This is a genomic window from Mangrovicella endophytica, assembly GCF_002893625.1.
Lineage (GTDB): Bacteria > Pseudomonadota > Alphaproteobacteria > Rhizobiales > Rhizobiaceae > Mangrovicella > Mangrovicella endophytica.
Genome location: NZ_PKMZ01000002.1, coordinates 422,361 through 442,434, shown reverse-complemented (window position 1 = coordinate 442,434; position 20,074 = coordinate 422,361). Strand labels below are relative to the sequence as shown.

Below are 20,074 nucleotides of genomic sequence, written 5' to 3'. Positions count from 1 at the left end.
CGGCGCGTCGTGCTATGCGCGGGCAACGCTGGACGGAAGGAGGGACGCGGCATGCACGATCCCGCAGTGAGGTCGCTCCTCGACATGTTCGCGCGCATCGCGGCGACGATGGAGGCGGAGCGCGACCACCTTTCGGATCTCGATGGGGCGATCGGCGATGCCGATCACGGAATGACCATGGCGCTCGGCTTCCGCGCCGTAGTCGTGGCGCTCGGCAGGCTGGATGCGGCGAGCGCCAAGCCGGCGGACGTGTTCCGGACCGCGGCCGGCGCCTTCCTCGATGCGGTCGGCGCCTCCACCGGGCCGCTCTACGCCAACGGCTTCCTGCGCGCCGCGCAGAGGCTCGACGGCTGCGATGGGCTCGACTGCGCCAGCGCCGCGACGTTGCTCGACGCCATGGCAGCCGGGATCGCACAGCGTGGCAAAGGCAGCCGTGGCGAGAAGACCATGCTGGACGTGTGGCTGCCGGCGGCCGAGGCTGCCCAGCATGCGCTTGCGGACAGACCCGACCGCTTCTGGACAATCGTTCTGGACGCGGCGGAGCGGGGCGCTGCCGCGACGCGCTCCATGGTGGCCGTGCGCGGCCGCGCCGCACGCGTCGGCGAGCGCTCGATCGGCCATATCGATCCAGGCGCCGTCTCGGCTCTGATGATCATCAGAGCCATGGCAGAGAGCTTCAAGCCGTAGAAGCGGTGCGACGCGACGTCGGCACGACGCGGCGGCGGCGCTCAGCGCTCTAGGAGGCTGACCCGGCCTGAGGCGACGGCGGATACGGCCGGTCGCCCCGGCTCACCGCCAGCGCAGGTTGCGGACGATCGCGGCCGGCAGCGGCTCGGGGACGATGCGGCGCACGTCGACATCATGGGCCTCAGCCACCATGGTCATCGTCTCGCCAGCCGCGCTCGGCACCACCGGCATGTGGTTCTCGTCGCTCGCCACGTCCATGAAGTGGATGCCGGCGAACATGCCGCGGCGATAGACGAGCCGCGCCGGTCGCGCGTCCTTGTCCTCGCCGATCCGCACCTCGAAGACCTTCGGCAGATGCGCCGCCTCGTCGATGGTCAGAAGGGCGCCGGTCGCCGAGATGTTGCGCACGACACAGTCGAACGTCGAATAGTGATTGTTGAACAGGATCTTGGCGCGCTTGAGCGTGCGCGTCCGTGGCGCGACGCGGCGCTCGGCACCGGCGGGATCCAACTCTTGCAACGCGCTCATCATCAGCCCCTGCTTCTGATGCCAGACGGGGGCACTTTCCCCCATAATGATTGCGACGGAGTGAAGCCCTAGCCGGCAATTGAATCCAAACTGCGATTCGCAATCGGAAGGGGCAGCCCGAAGACCGCCCCTCCCGTTCAGAATGGAACGCGGTCCGGCGTCAGTTGCGGGCCTTGTCGACCAGCGCGTTGGACTTGATCCACGGCATCATGCCGCGCAGCTTCTCGCCGACCTGCTCGATCTGATGGCTGTCGTTCATCCGGCGGATGCCCTTGAAGCGCGCCGCGCCGGAGCGGTACTCCTGCATCCAGTCGGAGGTGAACTTGCCGGTCTGGATGTCCTTCAGGACGCGCTTCATCTCGGCCTTGGTCTCGGCGGTGATGATGCGCGGACCCGAGACGTACTCGCCCCACTCGGCCGTGTTGGAGATCGAGTAGTTCATGTTGGCGATGCCGCCCTCATAGATGAGGTCGACGATCAGCTTCACCTCGTGCAGGCACTCGAAATAGGCCATCTCGGGCGCGTAGCCGCCTTCGACCAGCGTCTCGAAGCCGGCGCGGATGAGCTCCACGAGGCCGCCGCAGAGCACCACCTGCTCGCCGAAGAGGTCGGTCTCGCACTCTTCCTTGAAGTTGGTCTCGATGATGCCGGACCGCCCGCCGCCGACGCCGGAGGCGTAGGAGAGCGCGAGGTCGAGCGCGTTGCCGGACGCGTCATGATGAACGGCGACGAGGCACGGCACGCCACCGCCCTTCTGGTACTCGCCGCGCACGGTGTGGCCAGGCCCCTTCGGCGCGATCATGACGACGTCGACCGTCTTCTTCGGCTCGATCAGGCCGAAATGCACGTTCAGGCCATGCGCGAAGGCGATCGCCGCACCGTCACGGATGTTGGGCGCGATCTCGTCCTTGTAGATGTCGGCCTGCAGCTCGTCGGGCGTTGCCATCATCATCAGGTCCGCCCACTTGGCGGCCTCGGCGACAGTCATCACCTTCAGGCCGTCGGCCTCTACCTTCTGGGCGGTCGCCGAGCCTGGCTTCAGGCCGATGGCGATCTGCGTGGCGCCGGAATCCTTCAGGTTCAGCGCATGGGCGCGGCCCTGGCTGCCATAGCCGATAATGGCGACCTTCTTGCCCTTGATGAGGTTCAGGTCGGCGTCGCGATCGTAATAAACGCGCATGGGTCATATCCTCCTGTTGACGGTTTCGTCGGCCGATCCGGCCGCCTTGGGTTCCACCCCGTAGAGGGCGAAGAAGTGCCGCGTCGCTTGCGCGGCCTGAGTTTCGATGTCCGCCTCGCCGAGCCTCAGCCGATCGCCGAGGAGGAGCCGGATCTGAACGTCGCGCACGACGAGGCCGAAGAAGGTTCGAAAGGCCGCCTCGCCATCCTCGAAGCGCAGCAGCCCCGCCACTCGCCCCGCCTCCAGCACCGGCTGCAGACGCCGTGCCATGGCGATCGGCCCGTTGCGCAGCACGATGGCACCGAGATCGGTACGCGCCGAATCCGCCTCGGCGATCGCCACGCGGTTCAGCGCGACAGAGGTCTCGCCGGATAGGACTCGCAGCCAATCGGCGGCAAAGCGCGTCAGGCTGTGGGCAAGCGTCTCGCGCGTCAGCCCTTCAGGCTCGACCGGTACGGAGCGGACTTTGGCCGCCTGCCAACGCACGGTCGCGGTCAGGAGACCGTCACGGTCGCCGAACCACTTGTAGAGCGTTTCCTTGGAGCAGCTGGCGGATCGCGCCAGCGCACTCATTGTCAACGGCTGGCCTTCGGCGACGATCAGGGCGAGCGCGGCGTCCAGCACGGCACGCTGGCGCTCCGTCAGCGTCTCGATCGCGATGTCACCCTCTGCTGCCACCTGAATCGCGCCGCCTAGCCACCGCTCCAACACCGTACCGTAACGTACGGTACGGCTCTCTAGCGGGTTCGGAGCGCCGCTGCAAGAGGCGGATTCATGCGGGCGCCGCCGCCAATCTCACCCGCTGTGGCCGCAGGCGCGGATGAAGCGGCGCACGGTCTCGGCCATGCCGTATTCCAGCGCATCGGCGGTGAGGCCATGGCCGATCGACACTTCCGCCAGTGCCGGGATCCGCGCGACGAGGGCCGGCAGGTTGGCGACGGTCAGATCATGCCCGGCATTGACGCCGAGGCCCACGGCAATGGCCGCATCCGCCGTCGCGCCGAGCCGCTCGATCTCGGCGGCCGCGGCCTCTCCGTCGCCGAAGGTGCCGCCGTAAGGCCCCGTATAGAGCTCGATCCGGTCGGCCCCCGTTGCGGCAGCGTCGGCGATCCAGTCCGGCTCGGCATCGGCGAACAGCGAAACACGGGCGCCCTGCCCCTGCAGCCGCTCCACGATCGGCCGCAGCGCATCGACGCTCGACGGGAAGTGCCAGCCATGGTCCGAGGTCGGCTGCGAGGGATCGTCCGGCACCAGCGTCACCTGCTCGGGCCGCGCCGCTTCGACGAGGGCCAGGAATTCCTCGGTCGGATAGCCCTCGATGTTGAACTCGGCCTCGGGGAACTCGCTGTCGATGAGGTGGCGGATTTCCGGCAGGTCGGAGAAGCGGATATGCCGCTGGTCAGGGCGCGGATGCACCGTCAGGCCGTGAGCACCGGCGCCGAGCGCGATGCGGCCGAGATGCGTAACGCTCGGCCATGGCAGGTCGCGCCGGTTGCGCAGCATCGCAATGGCATTGAGGTTGACGGAGAGTTCGGTCGGCATGGCTGTGCTCCGCGGGATCGGCCCCATCCTTAGGCGCTCAGGTCGGGCACGTGAAGATGGCCGCCGCCCTGCGCCTTGCTCGCGCTGCCTGAGCCATCCGCCGGCACGGCGACATGGCCGCCGGCGCAAAACCGTCATGCAACCGTTGCTTGACAAGCCCTTGCCCGCACGCTCGGCTGCGGCACTTAACGATACGAAACGCTCGGGAGGAACAGCATGGATCGCGCTAAAGTCATTCCGCTGGTGATCGCCGGCTTCGTCGGGTTCTTGATCGGCTGGCTGCTCGGGCCGGATGTGGACGATGTCGAGGAGGCGCTGTCGGCGCGGATCGATCAGCTGCAGACCAGCGTCGCCGCCGTTGACCAGAAGACGACGGCACTGACGGAGAAGGTCGGCTCGCCCGCCGCCAACACCGACTTCGGTCCGGCCTTCCAGCAGCTGTCCGAAAATCTCGAGACGCAGACCAAGGGGCTTGGCTCCACCATCGGCGACGTCTCCGGCAAGATCGACGCGCTCGACCAGCGCCTCGGCGCCTTGGAGGGCAAGATGGATGCCGCGGCGGCAGCGGCTCCCGCAGCGCCCGCCCCGGCCGCATCGCAGCCTGCAGCGGCGGCGGGTGGCGACCAAGCTGCCGGATTTGCCGGTGAGATCGGCAGCACCGGTGCGATCCTGCTGCCGAACCAGACCGCGATCTTCGGCACCTCGCGGCTCGGCGTTGCCTCCCTCTCCGCCGAGGCCGGTATCGCGACGCTCAGGGCCGGCGACCAGAATCCCACCGATGTTGCAGCCGGCAGCTCGGTGGATCTCGGCAACGGCTGCAGCGTCACCCTCGTGGGCGTCGCGGCCGGCGCCGCTTACCTCAAGTCAAACGGCTGCGCTGCCGAGCAGACCGGCCAGACAGCAGCATCGTCCGCAGCGGCACCCGCCGGCGGCGAGGGGACTGCACCCGGCGGCGCTGCGGGACCCTCCGAGGGCGGCAAGACGGCTCGTGTGACCGAGCAGGGCGCTGCCGGCGCTGCTGCGGCTGCCGGGAATGCGGCTCCGGCTGGTAGCGTGGAGGCACCCGCTGCGACGCCGTCACCTGCGGCAGCGCAAGGCGGTGCATCGGCTCCGCAACCAGCATCTGACGCCGGTGCAGCACAGGGCAATGCGCCCGCGGCCGCGCCGGCTGATACCGCCGCTGCAACGGCCCCGGCGCCCGCCGCCCAACCGTCCGGCGATGCCGCCGCAGCCTCGGGCGCGACTGACACGGCGGCCGCGGCTCCGGGCGGTCCGGTGACGCTCGTCGTCGGTCAGGCCACCACGGTCGGCGGCAAGGGGCTGTCGCTGTCACGGATCAGCGATGACACCGCCTTCTTCCGCACGCTCGGCGGACCGTCCGTCGAAGCGAAGGTCGGAACGCCCGCCGATCTCGGCGACGGTTGCCAGATCACGGTCGAGGCGATCGAGAACGGCTCGGTGCGCCTGGCCCCGGCAAGCTGTGGCACCTCAGACAGCGGCGGAGCGCCGGCCGCAGCCAGCCCGGCGGGCAGCAGCGCGGCCCCGGCCGAAGGATCGGCACCTGCCGCGACGACGGCTTCATCCGCGGCACCGGCCGATACGGCTGCACCCGTCCCGGCTGTGCCGGCCGCGACGGAGGGCACCACGGCCGAGACATCCGGCGCCGACCAGGCCTCCCCGGCAGCACCGACACCGGTCGCACCGGCAGGCGCTCCGAGCGACACGCCCCGTGCTGCTGCAAGCACACCCGCTGCGGCACCGGCAGCCGCCACGGATGCTCCCGAAAAGGGCGCCAACGGCTACGGCATCGGCGAGACGGCGGCCTTCGGCGAAAAGCGCGTCTTCGTTTCCGGCATCACCGACGCCGGCGCGACGCTCGCCGTCATGGGCAAGAGCCGCCAGACCGTCGCGCCCGGCGCCTCGGCTGACCTCGGCAATGGCTGTCAGGTGATGCTCGACAGGATCGAAAACCGCCGCGCCTTCCTCACCGGCACAGGCTGCTGAGTATCTCCTGCGGCGCGCCAGACGGCGTTCCGCGACCAGCTGGTACCGATAAGGCGGCCGCGGCCGCCTTTTCCATGTGTGCGCTGCAGATGGAAGGGCGCGGCGCAAGCGCGGCCGATGTGCCGGCTGGGCGCCGACACGCACGAGCGGTCGGCATCGGAGCAGCAGCAGAGGCTGCCCGCTGCCTCATTTGACGATCGTCAGCTTCTCCGCCGCCCGGGTGATTGCCGTGTAGAGCCAGCGCTCGCGCGTCTCCTTGAAGGCCCAGCTCTCGTCGAAGAGCATCACGTCGTTCCACTGCGACCCCTGCGCCTTGTGGACGGTCAGGGCATAGCCATAGTCGAAGTCGTCGAAGCGCTTCTTGGTCGCCCAGGGCACCTCCTCCTCCGGGTTCTCGAAGGCCGACTTCAGAAGCTTGATCTTCGCCGCGCCGCTGTCCACGTCGTCGTCGTCGGGCTTCACGATCAGGTTGGTGCCGGGCTTGGTCTTTTCGGGCGAGGCGGTCATCACCTGCCAGAGCGAGCCGTTGAGCAGCCCCTTGGCCGGGTCATTTCTGAGGCACACCAGCTTGTCGCCGGCCTGCGGCAGCGCGCCTGTATAGCCCTTCAGCTCGCGCAGCCGCGCATTGTAGCGGCGGCGCGTGCGGTTGGTGCCGACCAGCACCTGGTCGGCGGCGAGCACCCGCTCGCGCTCGACGTCGCGCTTGCCGATGATCTGCGCCGTGCCCCAGTCACCATGCATCAGCTCGCGCCCTTCGCGCACATGCAAGGCGAGCTCGATGATCGGGTTGTCGCGCGCCTGCCGGTGGATCTCCGTCAGCAGGAAATCCGGTTCGGCTTCCGTGAAGAAGCCGCCCCCCGAAACCGGCGGCAGCTGGCCGGGATCGCCGAGAACGAGGATCGGCGTGCCGAAGGACAGAAGGTCGCGCCCCAGCGCCTCGTCGACCATCGAGCATTCGTCGACGATGACCAGCTTGGCCTTGGCGACGGGGCTCTGCCGGTTGAGCGAGAAGGTCGGCGAGACGCGTGACGTGCCGCTTTCCTCGTCGGACACCGTCTCCTCGCCGCGCGGGCGGTAGATCAGCGAATGCAGCGTGCGCGCGCTCTTGGCACCCTTGGAGCGCAGCACCTGCGCCGCCTTGCCGGTGAAGGCGGCGAACTGCACCGCGCCGTCGAGCCCCTCGGCAAAGTGCCGCGCCAGCGTCGTCTTGCCGGTGCCTGCATAGCCGAACAGGCGGAAGATCGGCTGGTCGCCGGCCTTCAGCCATGCGGCCACGCGGGTCAGCGCCTCGTCCTGCTGGGGTGAGAATTTCACGGTGCTCGGTCGCCCTTGTGCGATTCTGAAGTGCCACCAATGGCAGGTGCCGGGGCCGAAGGCAAAGCGAGGGCATTTCCATATAGCGAGGCCGAGAGTCTATTCATCGGGTTCCGCCGTAGCGGCCTCTTAACCAATCGTTCATGCCAATCCACATTCCCCGCCGCTGCAGGGGAACCTTTAAGCGGCGGAGTGTCACGGTGGGGCATGCCGAACCGTTCGTATCTTCCCGATCCCAGCCGCTGGCTCGCCGTTGCCGTTCCTGCCGGTCTGGCCATCGCGCTGATCGGCGGTCTGGCCTGCATGCTCCTGGCGATGTCGGTGCGGGAAGCCAACGAACTCGTCGTCCAGCGCGACCGGAGTCTCGCCGCGTCCATCCTCCAGCAGGCCGTCCAGAGCATCGCCCACAATCAGGAAAGCGTCACGGCCTGGGACGAGGCGGTGACTCATCTGCAGGGCCCTCTCGATCCCGAATGGATCGACGACAATATGGGGCTCTGGATGAACATGTATTTCGGCTTCGAGCGCCTCGTGGTTCTCGATCCGCAGGACCGGCCCGTCTACGCCTCCCAAGGAGACAGCCGCGCCGATCCCTCCACCTTCCAGGATCTGGAGCCAACCGCCCGTTCGATGATCGCCGACGTGCGGCAAGCGCTTGCGAGTGGCAAGTGGCAGAGCCCGGACAGCCGGATACGCAGCCCCGGCGCACAGGACATCGCCGTGATCGACGGGCATCCGGCCGTGGTCAGCGTCAAGCCGGTCGTGCCCTCGACCGGGAAGATCCGCCAGCGCCCCGCCGACGCCTACATTCATTTGGCCGTCCACTATCTCGACGGCCGCTTTCTGGAGGAATTGGAGCACAGATACCTCTTCGAGGGTGCGCGGTTCTCCTGGGATGACCGTCCCGGCGGTGACGAGCTGTCATTCGCCCTGCGTGACAATCAGGGCCGGCCTGTGGGCTTCCTCCTCTGGAAAGTGCACCTGCCGGGGCAGGTGCTGGCCGAGCGGATGGCGCCGGCTCTGGTCGCCACCTTATGTGCGATGCTGATCGTCGTGGCCGTTCTGGTCGCGAGCCTCAGAAAGGGTGCACGCGCCCTCAGGGCCAGCGAAGCCAGGGCACGTCATCTCGCCTTCCACGACACGCTGACGGGATTGCCGAACCGGGCCCGCTTCAACGAGCAGCTGGACGCCGCCTTCCGGTCGGGCGATGGCGACATCAGGCTGCTCCTGCTCGACCTCGACAGGTTCAAACAGGTGAACGATACGCTCGGCCATCCAGCCGGTGACGCGCTGATCAGGGCCGTCGGCGAGCGCTTGTGCCAGGCAGCGCCGGCCGGTGCGACCGTCGCCCGCCTTGGCGGCGACGAGTTCGCCATCCTGCTGCCGCCCGCGCCGGAAGCCGAGGGCGTCCAGCTTTGCCGCACCCTCATCGCAGCCATCGAAGCACCATTCCCCCTACAGGACGCGGTGGTGAAGGTCGGCGCCAGCATCGGGGTCGCCTCAATGTGCGATGCCGCCTCGCCGGACGATCTCGTCCGCCACGCCGACCAGGCACTCTACCGGGCGAAGCGGAGCGGCGGCGGCATCGCTCAGGCAGGGGGCGACGGCGTGATGCCCGCCGTCGAGCGCAGCATCACGAAAGACAGGCGCGCCCCAGCGCACGGCACCGATCATCGCGCTTTGGAGCATCATCCTCATCTTGCCGCGGCACTCCGGCAGGCAAGATAAGCCTCTACCTCGGCTCGGCGGACGGCGCCCGGGGCCGAACGAAGAGGCGATGCATGGATGATCGCAAGGACGGGCTGTCGGCCGGCCCGGTCGTTCCTCCCCCCAATCCTTCGGGATTATCCGCGTCTCTGGAGCGTAACATCACGGCACTGCAGAAGCGGCGCGAGGACGAGGCGGCGCGCGCCACGCGCGAGGAGAAGGTGGCCGAGGCGATCACCGGCTTCACCGGCAGCATGCGCTTCGTCTACCTGCACCTGGTGCTGTACGGCGGCTGGATCCTCGTCAACCTCGGCATACTGCCCGTCATTCCGGCCTTCGACCCGTCCTTCGTGATGCTGGCGATGATCGCCTCGGTCGAGGCGATCTTCCTGTCGACCTTCGTTCTGATCAGCCAGAATCGGACCGCGGCGGCACAGGACAAGCGCGCCGACCTCGATCTCCAGATCAGCCTTCTCGCCGAACATGAACTGACCAAGCTCGCCGAGATGGTGGCGGAGATCCGCGAGCACCTGGGGATCCGCACGGCTGTGGATCGCGAGGTGCCGGAGGTTACCCGGAATGTGGCCCCGGAGGCCGTGATGGACGCCATCGAGAAGCAGGAGAACTCCCGCAGCAGCTGATGCAGGTGGACGTTGAAGCGGAGCAGAACGACGCTTGCGCCCGGAGCGAGGTGCCTCAGCGCAGCATCGGGATGATCGTCAGCACCAAGAGCATGCCCATCGCCATGTTGAACCAGCGCAGCCGCTTCGGATCGGCGAGGAAGCCGCGCAACGCGACGCCGAAGCCCGCCCAGATGGACACGCAGGGCAGGTTCACCAGCGCAAAGGCGGCGGAGACCAGGAGCACCCGCGTCACCGGCTCCTCGGTGCTGGCATAGGCGGCCATGGCGACCAGCGCCATCGCCCAGGCCTTAGGGTTGACCCATTGGAACAGGAAGGCATCGACGAAGCGCAGCGGCCGCGCGGTGGAGTCGGCCTCGCCCATCGAGCGGGAAAAGGCGATCTTCCAGGCCAGCCAGACGAGATAGACGACGCTCGCGACCTTCAGCGCGATCTCCAGCGGCGGGTAGGCGTGCAGCAGCGCGCCGAGTCCGAAGCCGACACCCAGCAGCAGCGACAGGAAGCCGAAGCCGATCCCCAGCATGTGCGGGATGGTCCGGCGGAAGCCGAAATTCACGCCTGAGGTCATCAGCATGAAGTTGTTCGGCCCCGGCGTCACCGAGGTGACGAAGGCAAAGCCGAGCAGCGCCAGAAACGTGTCGAGGCTCATCGCAGATCCCGTGCGGGCCGATGTCCCGCTGGATGGAGAAAATCGCGCTGGAGCGGCGCTCAGGCACTCGCCTCAGCAGGGCCGGACATGCCGTCCTTACCGCGCGACAGGGCCGCGACGCCGGTGCGGCAGACCTCGACGAGGCCGAGCGGCGCCATGATGGCGACGAGCTTGTCGATCTTCGAGGGCCGGCCGGTGATCTCGAAGACGAAGTGCTCAATGGAGGAATCGATCACCTTGGCGCGGAAGACGTCGGCGAGCCGCAGCGCCTCCAGCCGCTTGTCCCCCTGCCCCGCCACCTTCAAGAGCGCAAGCTCGCGCTCGATCGGGCCGGTCTCGCCGTCCTCGCCCGCCGCGCGGGTCAAATCGACCACGCGGTGCACCGGCACGATCCGGTCGAGCTGGCTCTTCAACTGCTCAATGACATGCGGCGCGCCGCGCGTGACGACGGTGATGCGCGAGAGATGCCGCTCGTGCTCCGTCTCGGAGACGGTCAGGCTCTCGATATTGTAGCCGCGTCCGGAGAAGAGCCCGATGACGCGCGCGAGAACGCCCGGCTCGTTGTCGACGAGGATGGCGAGCGTGCGGGCCTCGTTCTTCTCCCGCTCCTCGGTGATGAAGTAGGCGGAAGCCGGCGGCTGGGTGGCTGTGTTCATGGCATTATCCTCCCGGCAGACGGCCGGCATCGCTTGTTCTAGTTCAGGCAAGACCGGACAGGCGCTACGCCGGTCCGGCCTCTCTCCCGTGCCGCTCGTTAGACCAGCGCCTTGCCCTTGGCGTCGATGGCGGTGGCGACCGCCTCATCCGTCGCCTCGTCGGGCAGCAGTATCTCATTATGCGCCTTGCCCGACGGGATCATCGGGAAGCAGTTGGCGAGATTGGCGACGCGGCAGTCGAACAGCACCGGCGCATCCACCGAGATCATCTCGTTGATCGCGTCGTCCAGCTCGTCCGGCTTCTGGCAGCGGATGCCGACGCCGCCATAGGCTTCGGCCAGCTTCACGAAGTCCGGCAGCGCCTCCGTGTAGGAGTTGGACAGCCGGTTACCGTGCAGCAGCTGCTGCCACTGGCGCACCATCCCCATGTACTGGTTGTTGAGGATGAAGATCTTCACCGGGGCGCCGTGCTGAATCGCGGTGGACATCTCCTGCATGTTCATCAGCACCGAGGCGTCGCCGGCGATGCAGATGCACAGCGACTCCGGATGGGCGATCTGCGCGCCGATCGTTGCCGGCAGCCCGTAGCCCATGGTTCCGAGACCGCCGGACGTCAGCCAGCGGTTCGGCGCCTCGAAGCCGTAGAACTGCGCCGCCCACATCTGATGCTGGCCGACCTCGGTCGAGATATAGGTGTCGCGCCCCTTGGTCAGCTCGTAGAGCCGCTGGACCGCATATTGCGGCATGATGACGTCGCGGCTCGGCTTGTAGCCAAGCGAGTTGCGCGCCTTCCAGCCGTCGATCTGCGACCACCAGCTCTTCAGCGCCTCGGCGTCGATCGCCTTGTTCTTCGCCTTCCAGACGCGGACAAGCTCCTCCAGGACATGCGCGACGTCGCCGATGATCGGCAGGTCGACGCGCACGTTCTTGTTGATCGACGAAGGGTCGATATCGATGTGGATCTTCTTCGATCCCGGCGAGAAGGCGTTCAGCCGCCCGGTGATGCGGTCGTCGAAGCGCGCGCCGATGCAGACCATGACGTCACAGCCATGCATCGCATGGTTGGCCTCGTAGGTCCCGTGCATGCCGAGCATGCCGAGCCAGTTCTCGCCGGATGCCGGATAGGCGCCGAGGCCCATCAGCGTCGAGGTGATCGGCGCGTCGGTCAACGCGACGAGCTCGCGCAGAAGCTGGCTCGCCTCCGGACCGGAATTGACGACGCCGCCGCCCGTATAGAGGATCGGCCGTTTCGCCGAAGCCAGCAGCTCCACCGCCGCCTCGATCCGTGCGGGATCGCCGGCGAGCTTGGGTCGGTAGCTCTGGTGGCTCGGCTGGGCCGGCGGCGGCGTATAGATGCCGGTGGCGAACTGCACGTCCTTCGGGATATCGACGACGACCGGGCCCGGGCGGCCGGTGGTCGCGACATGAAAAGCCTCGTGCAGGATGCGCGCGAGATCGTTGACGTCCTTCACCAGCCAGTTGTGCTTGGTGCAGGGCCGCGTGATGCCGACCGTGTCGCACTCCTGGAAGGCGTCCGAGCCGATCAGCGTCGTCGGAACCTGTCCGGTAATGCAGACGAGCGGGATCGAGTCCATCAGCGCGTCCTGCAGCGGCGTCACCGCATTGGTCGCGCCGGGTCCGGAGGTGACCAGCATGACGCCCGGCTTGCCGGTCGAGCGGGAATAGCCTTCGGCGGCGTGGCCGGCGCCCTGCTCGTGGCGGACGAGGATGTGGCGCACCGCCTCCTGCTGGAAGATCGCGTCGTAGATCGGCAGCACCGCGCCGCCGGGATAGCCGAAAATATGCTCGACGCCGTTGTCCTTCAGCGCCTGCACGACCATCTCGGCGCCCGTCATCTCCCGCCGTTCGGTGCTCATCGCATTGGTGTCCATCGTCTCATCCTGCCCGAGAAAGTCCCCGCCGTTCCCCTCACCGTGCCTGTCGTTCCGGGATGATCGGCGCAATAAAAAAGGGCCCCTGAAGGCCCTGGTTGCGCACACGTGGCTTTAGCCGGACGGTCCTTAGACCGCCACGCGTGTGCGCCTCAATACTACGAGAATGCTCATCGTCATCATGAACGGCACGCTAGTCGCAACGTCAACCCGCGTCAATGGCGAATTATGTCTCCGCGAAAGGCGAGAGCACGGGATCACGAAACGATGCGGTTCCGCCCGCCTGTCTTGGCGTCGTAGAGCTTGACGTCCGCCCGCTTCAGGAAGCCCGGCGCATCCTCTGTTCCGTCGGCGACGGCAAGGCCGACGGAGATCGTCACCCTCACCTTCTTGCCGTTCGAGGTGATCACGAGGCCCTCGACGGCGCGGCGGATCCGGTTTGCATAGGCCGTCAGCTCCGGCATGGCGGCATTGGGCACGATGATCGCGAACTCCTCGCCGCCCATGCGCGCCGCGATGTCGTGGTAGCGCGTATAGTCCCCGAGGCAGCGGGCCACTTCGCAGAGCACCGCGTCGCCGACATCGTGGCCGTGCATGTCGTTGACCGACTTGAAGTGGTCGAGGTCGAGCAGCATCAGCCCGAGCGGCCGCCCGACACGGCGGAACTCCTCGAGATACTGCGTCAGCGCCTCGTCGAAGAGGCGACGATTGTTCATGCCCGTCAGAGGATCGGTCAGCGCGGCATGCTTCAGATGGCGGGACTGCTCGTGCAATTCGCCGGCCAGCGCATGTAATTGCCCCTGCTCCTGGGACTGCCGGCGAATGGCAGGGATGACGTAGAGGAATCCGAAGAGCAGCGTTCCGATCAATGTCGCATAGGTAGCAATAACGAGCGGCCTGCCGCTGTTGCCGACCAGCCTGCTTCCAGTCTGCATCGCGTTCTGAAACGTCTGGTCGGCCGCGAAGACGAGCGTTGCCGAAATGGCAACCGCCAGCAGCATCACGAAGACAGCCAACTCAACTTTTCGGATGCTCATTCGGCCCGGACAACTCTGTAGGACAGAGGCGAATCAATAGCCGACGCAGGGTTCCGACAACCTTAATCCGGCTGCTAAAATTGCGCTCGTCAGACTGCGCCGGCGTGAACGATGCGTGTCCAATCGGTGTCGAACTGATGCCGGAACCAGGTCTCCTGCCGCTTGGCGTACTGCCGCGTTCGGGTGACCGCCAAGGCCGCAGCCGCAACCTGGTCGATTTCGCCATCGAGTACCCGTGCGAGCTCGGTGACGCCGATCGCCTTGGCAGCGGCGCCCGTGGCCAGGTCGATGTCGCCCCGCGCCCGTAGCCGCCGCACCTCATCGAGGGCGCCGGCCTCGACCATGAGCCCAAACCGGTCGGCGATCCGCTGCCGCAGAAGAGCGCGATCGGGCGTGAGTACGATCTTCTGCGTCGTGGCGGGATCGATCTGCGGGCGCGAGCGTCCGGCCTGGAGATCGGCGAGCCGCCCGCCCGTCGTTTCGATCAGTTCCAGCGCGCGGACGACACGCTGCGGATCGCTCGGCCGAATGCGGGATGCGGCCTCCGCGTCCCGCGTGGCCAGCACGGCGTGCAGCGCGGCGACACCCTCGTCCGCCAGCCGTTGACGCCACTGCCGGCGGATCGCATCCGGCACCGCGGGCATGTCGTCGAGGCCGCCGAGCAGCGCTTTGAAGTAAAGGCCGGTGCCGCCACAGACGATCGGCACCCGTCCCGCCGCCTGCAGATCCTGGATGACCGGCACGGCTTCGCGCAGCCAGTCGCCCACCGAATAGGGTCGCGCCGGATCGACATGGCCATAGAGGCGGTGCGGCGCCTCGGCCTGCTCTTCCGCACTCGGCTGCGCGGTGAGGATCGGCAGACCGGCATAGACCTGCATGGAATCGGCATTGACGATGACGCCGCCCGTGCGCCGCGCCAGCGCCAGCGCCAGCGCCGACTTGCCGCTCGCGGTCGGCCCGGCTATCAGGATCGCCTTCCAGTTCATGTCTCAGGCGTTCCCATGTCCGTCGTCGTCACGCTGATCGCCGCGCCGGAAGGCCCTGGCCTGTCTCGGCAAATCGTCGAAGCTGCCCGTGCCGCGATCGGTGCCGAGGCGGGCGCCGACTGGCTGCACGAAGGCTTCGCCTGCGACCTTCGTCCCGCCCGCGCCCTTTCGGCCAACGATCGCACGGCACTCGCAGGCCTTGCCGGCGAGGCCGGGATCGACTGCGTGGTGCAGGAGGAGGCTGGCCGGCGCAAGCGCTTTCTCATTGCCGACATGGACTCCACCATGATCGGCCAGGAGTGCATCGACGAACTCGCCGCCGAAATCGGCATCAAGGATCGCGTCGCCGCCATCACAGCGCGGGCGATGAACGGCGAGATCGCGTTCGAGCCGGCATTGCGCGAGCGGGTGGCGCTTTTGAAGGGCCTGCCCCAGTCGACGATCGCCGCGGTCATCGAGAAGCGCATCACCCTGGCACCGGGCGGCGCGACGCTGATTGCCACCATGCGGGCGGACGGCGCGCGCACCGCCCTCGTTTCCGGCGGCTTCACCGCCTTCACCGCCGTCATTGCCGAGCGCCTCGGTTTCCACGAGCACCGCGCCAACACGCTGCTGGTCGAGGGCAACGCGCTATCGGGCCTCGTGCAGGAACCGATCCTCGGCAGCGACGCCAAGGTTGCGGCGCTGCGCGAGATCGCGGAGACGCTCGGCACTGGCGTCGATGCCGCGATCGCCGTCGGCGACGGCGCCAATGATCTCGCCATGCTGAAGGAAGCGGGTACCGGCGTTGCGCTGCATGCCAAGCCGAGCGTTGCCGCGGCCGCGCCGCACCGGGTCGATCACGGCGACCTGACGGCGCTGCTCTTCATCCAGGGTTTCCGCCGCGCAGACTTCGTCGCGGCCTGAGCAGCTGCGCCGCTCAGTCGAGCGGCACCACGACGAAGCGCAGGTCGCCGGTGTTGGACGAGAGCAGCAGCAGCGCGTTCTTGCGCCCGGAGGAGCGCAACGCAGCGATCTTGGTTTCGACGTCCTTGGCCTTGGTAACGCCTTCCTGCGCCACCTCCTTGATCACCGTGCCGGGCTGGATGCCCTTCTCGGCTGCGCTGGACGCCGGCGCCACACCGGTGACGACGACGCCCGAGATCTCCTTGCCGAGGCTGTATTCCTGCCGGGCCTTGTCATCGATCTCGGCGAGCGTCATGCCGAGCGCCGAGACGTCGCCGTCCCGCTCCTCGTTTTCCTGACCGCTCGGCGGCCCGCCGAGTCCCTTGTCGCTTCCGGTCTCGTTCATCGCCTGCTCGCCGTCCTCGAGCCGGCCGAGCGTGACATCGACGGTGACGGGTTTGGGCGGCTCGGCGGCGGCGCCCTTGCGCAGCACCTCCACCTTCACGGTCTTGCCGACCGGCGTCTCGGCGACGATGCGCGGCAGGTCGTGCGAACTCTCCACCTCGCGCCCGTCGAAGCTGGTGATGACATCGCCGACCTTCAGCAGCCCCTTGTCGGACGGTCCGCCCGGCACCACGCCCATGACGATGGCGCCCTTGGCACTCGACAGGCCGAAGCCTTCGGCGATCTCGTCGGTCACGGCCTGAAGGCGGATGCCGAGCCAGCCGCGCCGGGTTTCGCCGAACTCCCTCAGCTGGTTGACGACGTTGACCGCAAGCGTTGCCGGGATCGAGAAGCCGATGCCGATCGAGCCGCCGGTCGGCGAGATGATCGCGGTATTGATACCGACGACCTCGCCATTCATGTCGAAGAGCGGCCCGCCGGAATTGCCGCGATTGATGGCAGCATCGGTCTGGATGAAGTTGTCGTAGGGGCCGGCATTGATGTTGCGGCCGCGCGCCGAGACGATGCCAACCGTCACCGAGCCGCCGAGGCCGAATGGGTTGCCGATCGCCATCACCCAGTCGCCGATACGCAACTTGTCGGAGTTGCCGAACTTCACCGCCTTCAGGGGCTTGGGCGGCAGCACCTTCAGGACCGCGATGTCGGTCTTGGTATCCTTGCCGAGCACCGTCGCGTCGAGCTTCGAGCCGTCGGAGAAGTTGACGCTGATCTCGTCGGCGTCGGCGATGACGTGGTTGTTGGTGATGATGATACCGGAGGCGTCGACCACGAAGCCGGAGCCGAGCGACTGGACGCGCTGCGAGCCGCCCTTGTCCCCATCCTTCAGGAGGTCATCGAAGAAGTCCTGCAGCGGCGAGCCCTCGGGCGCCTCCAGCCGCGGCAGCCCCTGCGCCACACCCTCGACATTCTGCGAGGTCGAGACGTTGACGACGGAGTCCAGGAGCGATTCCGCAAGGTCCGCGACCGAGGCAGGTCCACGGCTCGTCGCGGGTGCCTGCTGCTGCGGTGTCACCGGATCAGCCGCCGGCGGCGGCGGCGGCGGCGGCACGGGGGCAACCGCTGGCGGCGTTACAGGCTGCGCTCGGGCTGGCGCAAGGCCGCCCGCCGAAGCGGCGCAGATCAGCGCGATTGTCAGGCAGCGGCGGCTCGGCAGTGCGGTCATGGCAGTCCCCGTGCGCCGCGCATTCAGGTGCAGCAGAAGCCGCGCAAGGCGGCCTCAGCGCGAATCCCGATCGGGCGAGAGGATGAGCGGAGCGGAAAAAAGCGTCCGAATCAAGAAGGCGCAGTGCCGCTGAGCGGTCGCGGCACCCGAAGTTGGCAGGCGGCGGGCGCCTATCCCCGCACCAGCCAGACGATCGCCGTACCGGCGATCACCGCAACAAGGCCGCTGCGCCGGAGCGCCGCTTCCGGCATCTGCTCGGCCATGCGGCCGAGCCGCGCCAGCGCAGCCGGGAAAAGCGCCCAGACGACGCCCTCGATCACCAACACCAGACCGAGGGCGGCGAGGAAGTCGGTCACGGTGCCGGCGTTGCCGGCGTCGTGCTCGTGTCCAAAGGAGCGGCAGGTGCCGGAGCCGGCGTCTCAGCTGCGCCCGGCGATGTCGCGGCAGCACCCGAGGCCGTGCCCGGCGTCGCAGCCGCAGCCGGACCCGAGGCGGCTCCACCGGGAGCCGTTGCGCCGGTCACAGGCCCGCGGCCCGTGCCCACGCCCGAGGCGCTGTTGAAGTAGCGGAAGAACTCCGAATCCGGCGTCAGCACCATGGTGGTGCCCGAATTCTCCAGTGCTGCCTTGTAGGCGTTCATCGAGCGGTAGAAGTCGAAGAAGCCCTGGTCCTTGCCGTAAGCCTCGGCGAGCACGCGGTTGGCCGCCGCGTCGCCTTCGCCCTGCAGCACCTCGGCGTCGCGCCGCGCGGCTGCGATGGACTCGACCGCCTCACGATCGGCCGCCGCGCGGATCTCGCGCGCCGACACCTGACCGCGGGCACGCAGGAGCTCGGCCTCGGCCAGACGCTCGGCCTGCATACGCTCATAGGTCTGCTGCGAGACCTCCTGCGTCAGATCGGTGCGGCGGATGCGCACGTCGTTTAGCTCGACGCCGAGCGAGGCGGCATCCGGGCGGATCTGGTCGCGGACTTCGCGCATCATGTCACCGCGCTCTTCCGACAGCGCGGCTTCGAAGCCGCGCCGGCCGTAGACGCTGCGCAGAGCGGCGTCGAGACGGGTGCGCAGGCGCTGCTCGGCCGCCTCGATGGAGCCGGACACGGCCTGCCGGAACAGGGCGGCATCCTGGATGCTGTAGACCATGAAGGCATCGACTTCGTAGAACTTGCCGCCCGAGACCTGGACGCGGATGTTGTCCAGGTCGAAGCGCAGCAGGCGGTCCGGCAGCTTCTGCACGTTGTCCGCGCCAGCGAAGCTCAGGGGCGCCTTGAAGTAGAGGCCGGGTTCCTTGACGACCCGCGTGATCTCGCCGAAGCGGAGCACGATCGCCTGCTCCTTCTCATTGACGATGAACAGCGAGTTCCAGAGGATGAAGAGCACCGCAGCGGCGGCGATCAGGATGGCGGTGGCGCGGTTGCTCATCGGCCGGTCTCCTGCACCGAAGCGCCACCGGTGACGCTGGCTCCGCTGCCGACGACGCGCGGCTGACCACTCGTGGCCGGCTGCTGACGCTGCAATTCGCTGAGCGGCAGATAGGGCACGACGCCCTGCCCGCCCTCCGGCACGATCACCTTGGACGAGTTGCGCAGGACGCCTTCCATCGTGTCGAGGAAGAGCCGGCGGCGCACGATCTCGGGCGCCTTCTGATACTCAGCCACGATCGAGGAGAAGCGGTTCGCCGCGCCTTCGGCTTCCAGCGTGACGCGGTTCTTGTAGGCCGCTGCATCCTCGCGGACCTGCGCCGCCTCGCCGCGCGCCTGGCCGACCTGCTGGTTGCGATAGCGATTGGCTTCCTCGACGAAGCGGTCCTCGTCCTGCTCGGCGCGCTGCACCTCGTCGAAGGCGTCGGCGACCTGGGCCGGCGGCGCCGCATCCTCGATGGAAATGGCGTTCACGCGAAGGCCCGTGCCGTAGCGGTTGATCGTGTCCTGAACGATGCTGCGCACGTCCTCGGAGATCCCGGCGCGGTCGTCGCGGAAGACGTCCTGCACCGGACGCCGGCCGACCACCTCGCGCATGGCGCTCTCGGCGACCTGCTGCAGCATCGCGACGGGGTCTTCGACGTTGAAGAGATAGGCCTGCGGATTGTCGACCTGGTAGAGAACCGCGAACTGCACGTCGACGATGTTCTGGTCGCCCGAGAGCATCAGTCCCGACGTATCGCCGCGCTGGCCGCTGCCGAGGGTGATCTGGCTTTCGACGACGGGAACCGTGTCCACCGTCTCGAGCGGCCACATGACGAAGTGGAGGCCCGGCTGCGACAGCTGCTCCTCCGGCTTGCCGAGGAACATCTCGACGCCGACCTCGTCGGGTTGGACGGTATAGACGGCCTTGAACAGCCAGAGCACGGCAAGGCCTGCGACGATCAGGCCCGCAAGTGCGAAGCCGCCGCCATTGGCATTGCCCGACGAGCCGTCGCGCCCGCCGCGCATGGCGCGACGCAACCGGTCCTGGCCGCGGCGCAGGATGTCCTCGAGATCAGGCGGATTGTTGCCGGGCCGCGGGTTCTGAGGTCCTTGCCCCCAGGGACCGCCGCCATTGCCGCCGCCCCCTTTCCAGCCGCCGCCGTTCCCCGTCTGATTACTCCAGGGCATGAAGGTCCTTTCGCCCGCGCTATGGGAGGCGAGAAGCCGTGCCCGCGCCGCCTGTCTTTAGGTGTTGTGCCCTGTATAGGAACTGCCCCTCGCCCTTTCAACGCGAGCGGCCGCTTTTGCCGCGTTGCAGGCGGGGATGGTTAGCGG

The 20,074-nt window shown here is 67.8% G+C and carries 19 protein-coding genes; 5 read left to right on the top strand and 14 right to left on the bottom strand.

Features of this window, described 5'->3' with window-relative positions:
- The first annotated feature begins 51 nt into the window (after positions 1-51).
- Complete coding sequence (gene dhaL, locus C0R46_RS07680) at positions 52-687, top strand: dihydroxyacetone kinase subunit DhaL (RefSeq protein ID WP_102959005.1); 636 nt, start codon at positions 52-54, stop codon at positions 685-687.
- Positions 688-789: 102 nt separating this feature from the next.
- Here the strand turns inward: dhaL and C0R46_RS07675 are convergent, their stop codons facing one another.
- The 4 genes from C0R46_RS07675 to C0R46_RS07660 all read right to left on the bottom strand — a co-directional run bounded on the left by C0R46_RS07675 (position 790) and on the right by C0R46_RS07660 (position 3,937).
- Positions 790-1,218: a PilZ domain-containing protein gene (locus C0R46_RS07675; RefSeq protein WP_198598268.1), complete on the bottom strand. Its 429-nt coding sequence runs from the start codon at positions 1,216-1,218 to the stop codon at positions 790-792.
- A gap of 157 nt (positions 1,219-1,375) precedes the next feature.
- Positions 1,376-2,395: a ketol-acid reductoisomerase gene (gene ilvC, locus C0R46_RS07670; protein WP_102959003.1), complete on the bottom strand. Its 1,020-nt coding sequence runs from the start codon at positions 2,393-2,395 to the stop codon at positions 1,376-1,378.
- Positions 2,396-2,398: 3 nt separating this feature from the next.
- Positions 2,399-3,079 (bottom strand): TetR/AcrR family transcriptional regulator C-terminal domain-containing protein, encoded by a 681-nt coding sequence (locus C0R46_RS07665; protein ID WP_425349875.1) that lies wholly within the window; start codon positions 3,077-3,079, stop codon positions 2,399-2,401.
- 111 nt (positions 3,080-3,190) lie between these two features.
- Positions 3,191-3,937 (bottom strand): pyridoxine 5'-phosphate synthase, encoded by a 747-nt coding sequence (locus C0R46_RS07660; protein WP_102959001.1) that lies wholly within the window; start codon positions 3,935-3,937, stop codon positions 3,191-3,193.
- A 216-nt stretch (positions 3,938-4,153) separates the two neighbouring features.
- Between C0R46_RS07660 and C0R46_RS07655 the strand changes: the two genes are divergently transcribed.
- Entirely contained in the window at positions 4,154-5,941 is a 1,788-nt protein-coding gene (locus C0R46_RS07655) for a hypothetical protein (protein ID WP_102959000.1), read from the top strand.
- A gap of 186 nt (positions 5,942-6,127) precedes the next feature.
- On the opposite strand, the gene C0R46_RS07650 is transcribed toward C0R46_RS07655, so the two are convergent.
- A complete protein-coding gene (locus C0R46_RS07650) occupies positions 6,128-7,255 on the bottom strand; it encodes an ATP-dependent DNA helicase (protein WP_102958999.1) in 1,128 nt (375 codons plus the stop codon).
- 207 nt (positions 7,256-7,462) lie between these two features.
- On the opposite strand from C0R46_RS07650, the gene C0R46_RS07645 reads away from it, so the two are divergent.
- Both C0R46_RS07645 and C0R46_RS07640 read left to right on the top strand, forming a co-directional pair.
- Positions 7,463-8,983, top strand: a complete 1,521-nt coding sequence (locus tag C0R46_RS07645; RefSeq protein WP_198598267.1) for a diguanylate cyclase domain-containing protein — start codon at positions 7,463-7,465, stop codon at positions 8,981-8,983.
- Between the two features lie 53 nt (positions 8,984-9,036).
- On the top strand, positions 9,037-9,603 hold the full coding sequence (locus C0R46_RS07640; RefSeq protein WP_102958997.1) for a DUF1003 domain-containing protein: 567 nt from the start codon (positions 9,037-9,039) through the stop codon (positions 9,601-9,603).
- 55 nt (positions 9,604-9,658) lie between these two features.
- On the opposite strand, the gene C0R46_RS07635 is transcribed toward C0R46_RS07640, so the two are convergent.
- From C0R46_RS07635 to miaA, 5 genes are all read right to left on the bottom strand, one after another.
- Positions 9,659-10,252 carry a LysE family translocator gene (locus tag C0R46_RS07635; protein WP_102958996.1) on the bottom strand — a complete coding sequence of 198 codons (594 nt, stop codon included), beginning with the start codon at positions 10,250-10,252 and terminating at the stop codon, positions 9,659-9,661.
- A 59-nt stretch (positions 10,253-10,311) separates the two neighbouring features.
- On the bottom strand, positions 10,312-10,908 hold the full coding sequence (gene ilvN, locus C0R46_RS07630; protein WP_102958995.1) for an acetolactate synthase small subunit: 597 nt from the start codon (positions 10,906-10,908) through the stop codon (positions 10,312-10,314).
- Between the two features lie 98 nt (positions 10,909-11,006).
- A complete protein-coding gene (locus C0R46_RS07625) occupies positions 11,007-12,800 on the bottom strand; it encodes an acetolactate synthase 3 large subunit (protein ID WP_425349868.1) in 1,794 nt (597 codons plus the stop codon).
- A gap of 257 nt (positions 12,801-13,057) precedes the next feature.
- Complete coding sequence (locus C0R46_RS07620) at positions 13,058-13,837, bottom strand: GGDEF domain-containing protein (RefSeq protein WP_102958994.1); 780 nt, start codon at positions 13,835-13,837, stop codon at positions 13,058-13,060.
- Between the two features lie 89 nt (positions 13,838-13,926).
- Positions 13,927-14,823: a tRNA (adenosine(37)-N6)-dimethylallyltransferase MiaA gene (gene miaA / locus C0R46_RS07615; RefSeq protein ID WP_102958993.1), complete on the bottom strand. Its 897-nt coding sequence runs from the start codon at positions 14,821-14,823 to the stop codon at positions 13,927-13,929.
- Positions 14,824-14,838: 15 nt separating this feature from the next.
- On the opposite strand from miaA, the gene serB reads away from it, so the two are divergent.
- Entirely contained in the window at positions 14,839-15,729 is an 891-nt protein-coding gene (gene serB, locus C0R46_RS07610; protein WP_102958992.1) for a phosphoserine phosphatase SerB, read from the top strand.
- A 13-nt stretch (positions 15,730-15,742) separates the two neighbouring features.
- Here serB and C0R46_RS07605 read toward each other — a convergent pair whose 3' ends face one another.
- The 4 genes from C0R46_RS07605 to hflK all read right to left on the bottom strand — a co-directional run bounded on the left by C0R46_RS07605 (position 15,743) and on the right by hflK (position 19,927).
- Positions 15,743-17,335, bottom strand: coding sequence for a DegQ family serine endoprotease (locus C0R46_RS07605; protein ID WP_102958991.1), 1,593 nt, complete (start codon positions 17,333-17,335; stop codon positions 15,743-15,745).
- Positions 17,336-17,505: 170 nt separating this feature from the next.
- Positions 17,506-17,691, bottom strand: coding sequence for a DUF2065 domain-containing protein (locus tag C0R46_RS07600; RefSeq protein WP_102958990.1), 186 nt, complete (start codon positions 17,689-17,691; stop codon positions 17,506-17,508).
- Positions 17,688-18,755: a protease modulator HflC gene (hflC, locus tag C0R46_RS07595; protein WP_102958989.1), complete on the bottom strand. Its 1,068-nt coding sequence runs from the start codon at positions 18,753-18,755 to the stop codon at positions 17,688-17,690. Before hflC ends, C0R46_RS07600 begins: the two co-directional genes overlap by 4 nt.
- Positions 18,752-19,927, bottom strand: a complete 1,176-nt coding sequence (gene hflK, locus C0R46_RS07590; protein WP_102958988.1) for an FtsH protease activity modulator HflK — start codon at positions 19,925-19,927, stop codon at positions 18,752-18,754. The genes hflC and hflK overlap by 4 nt, the downstream gene beginning before the upstream one ends.
- Positions 19,928-20,074 lie beyond the last annotated feature (147 nt).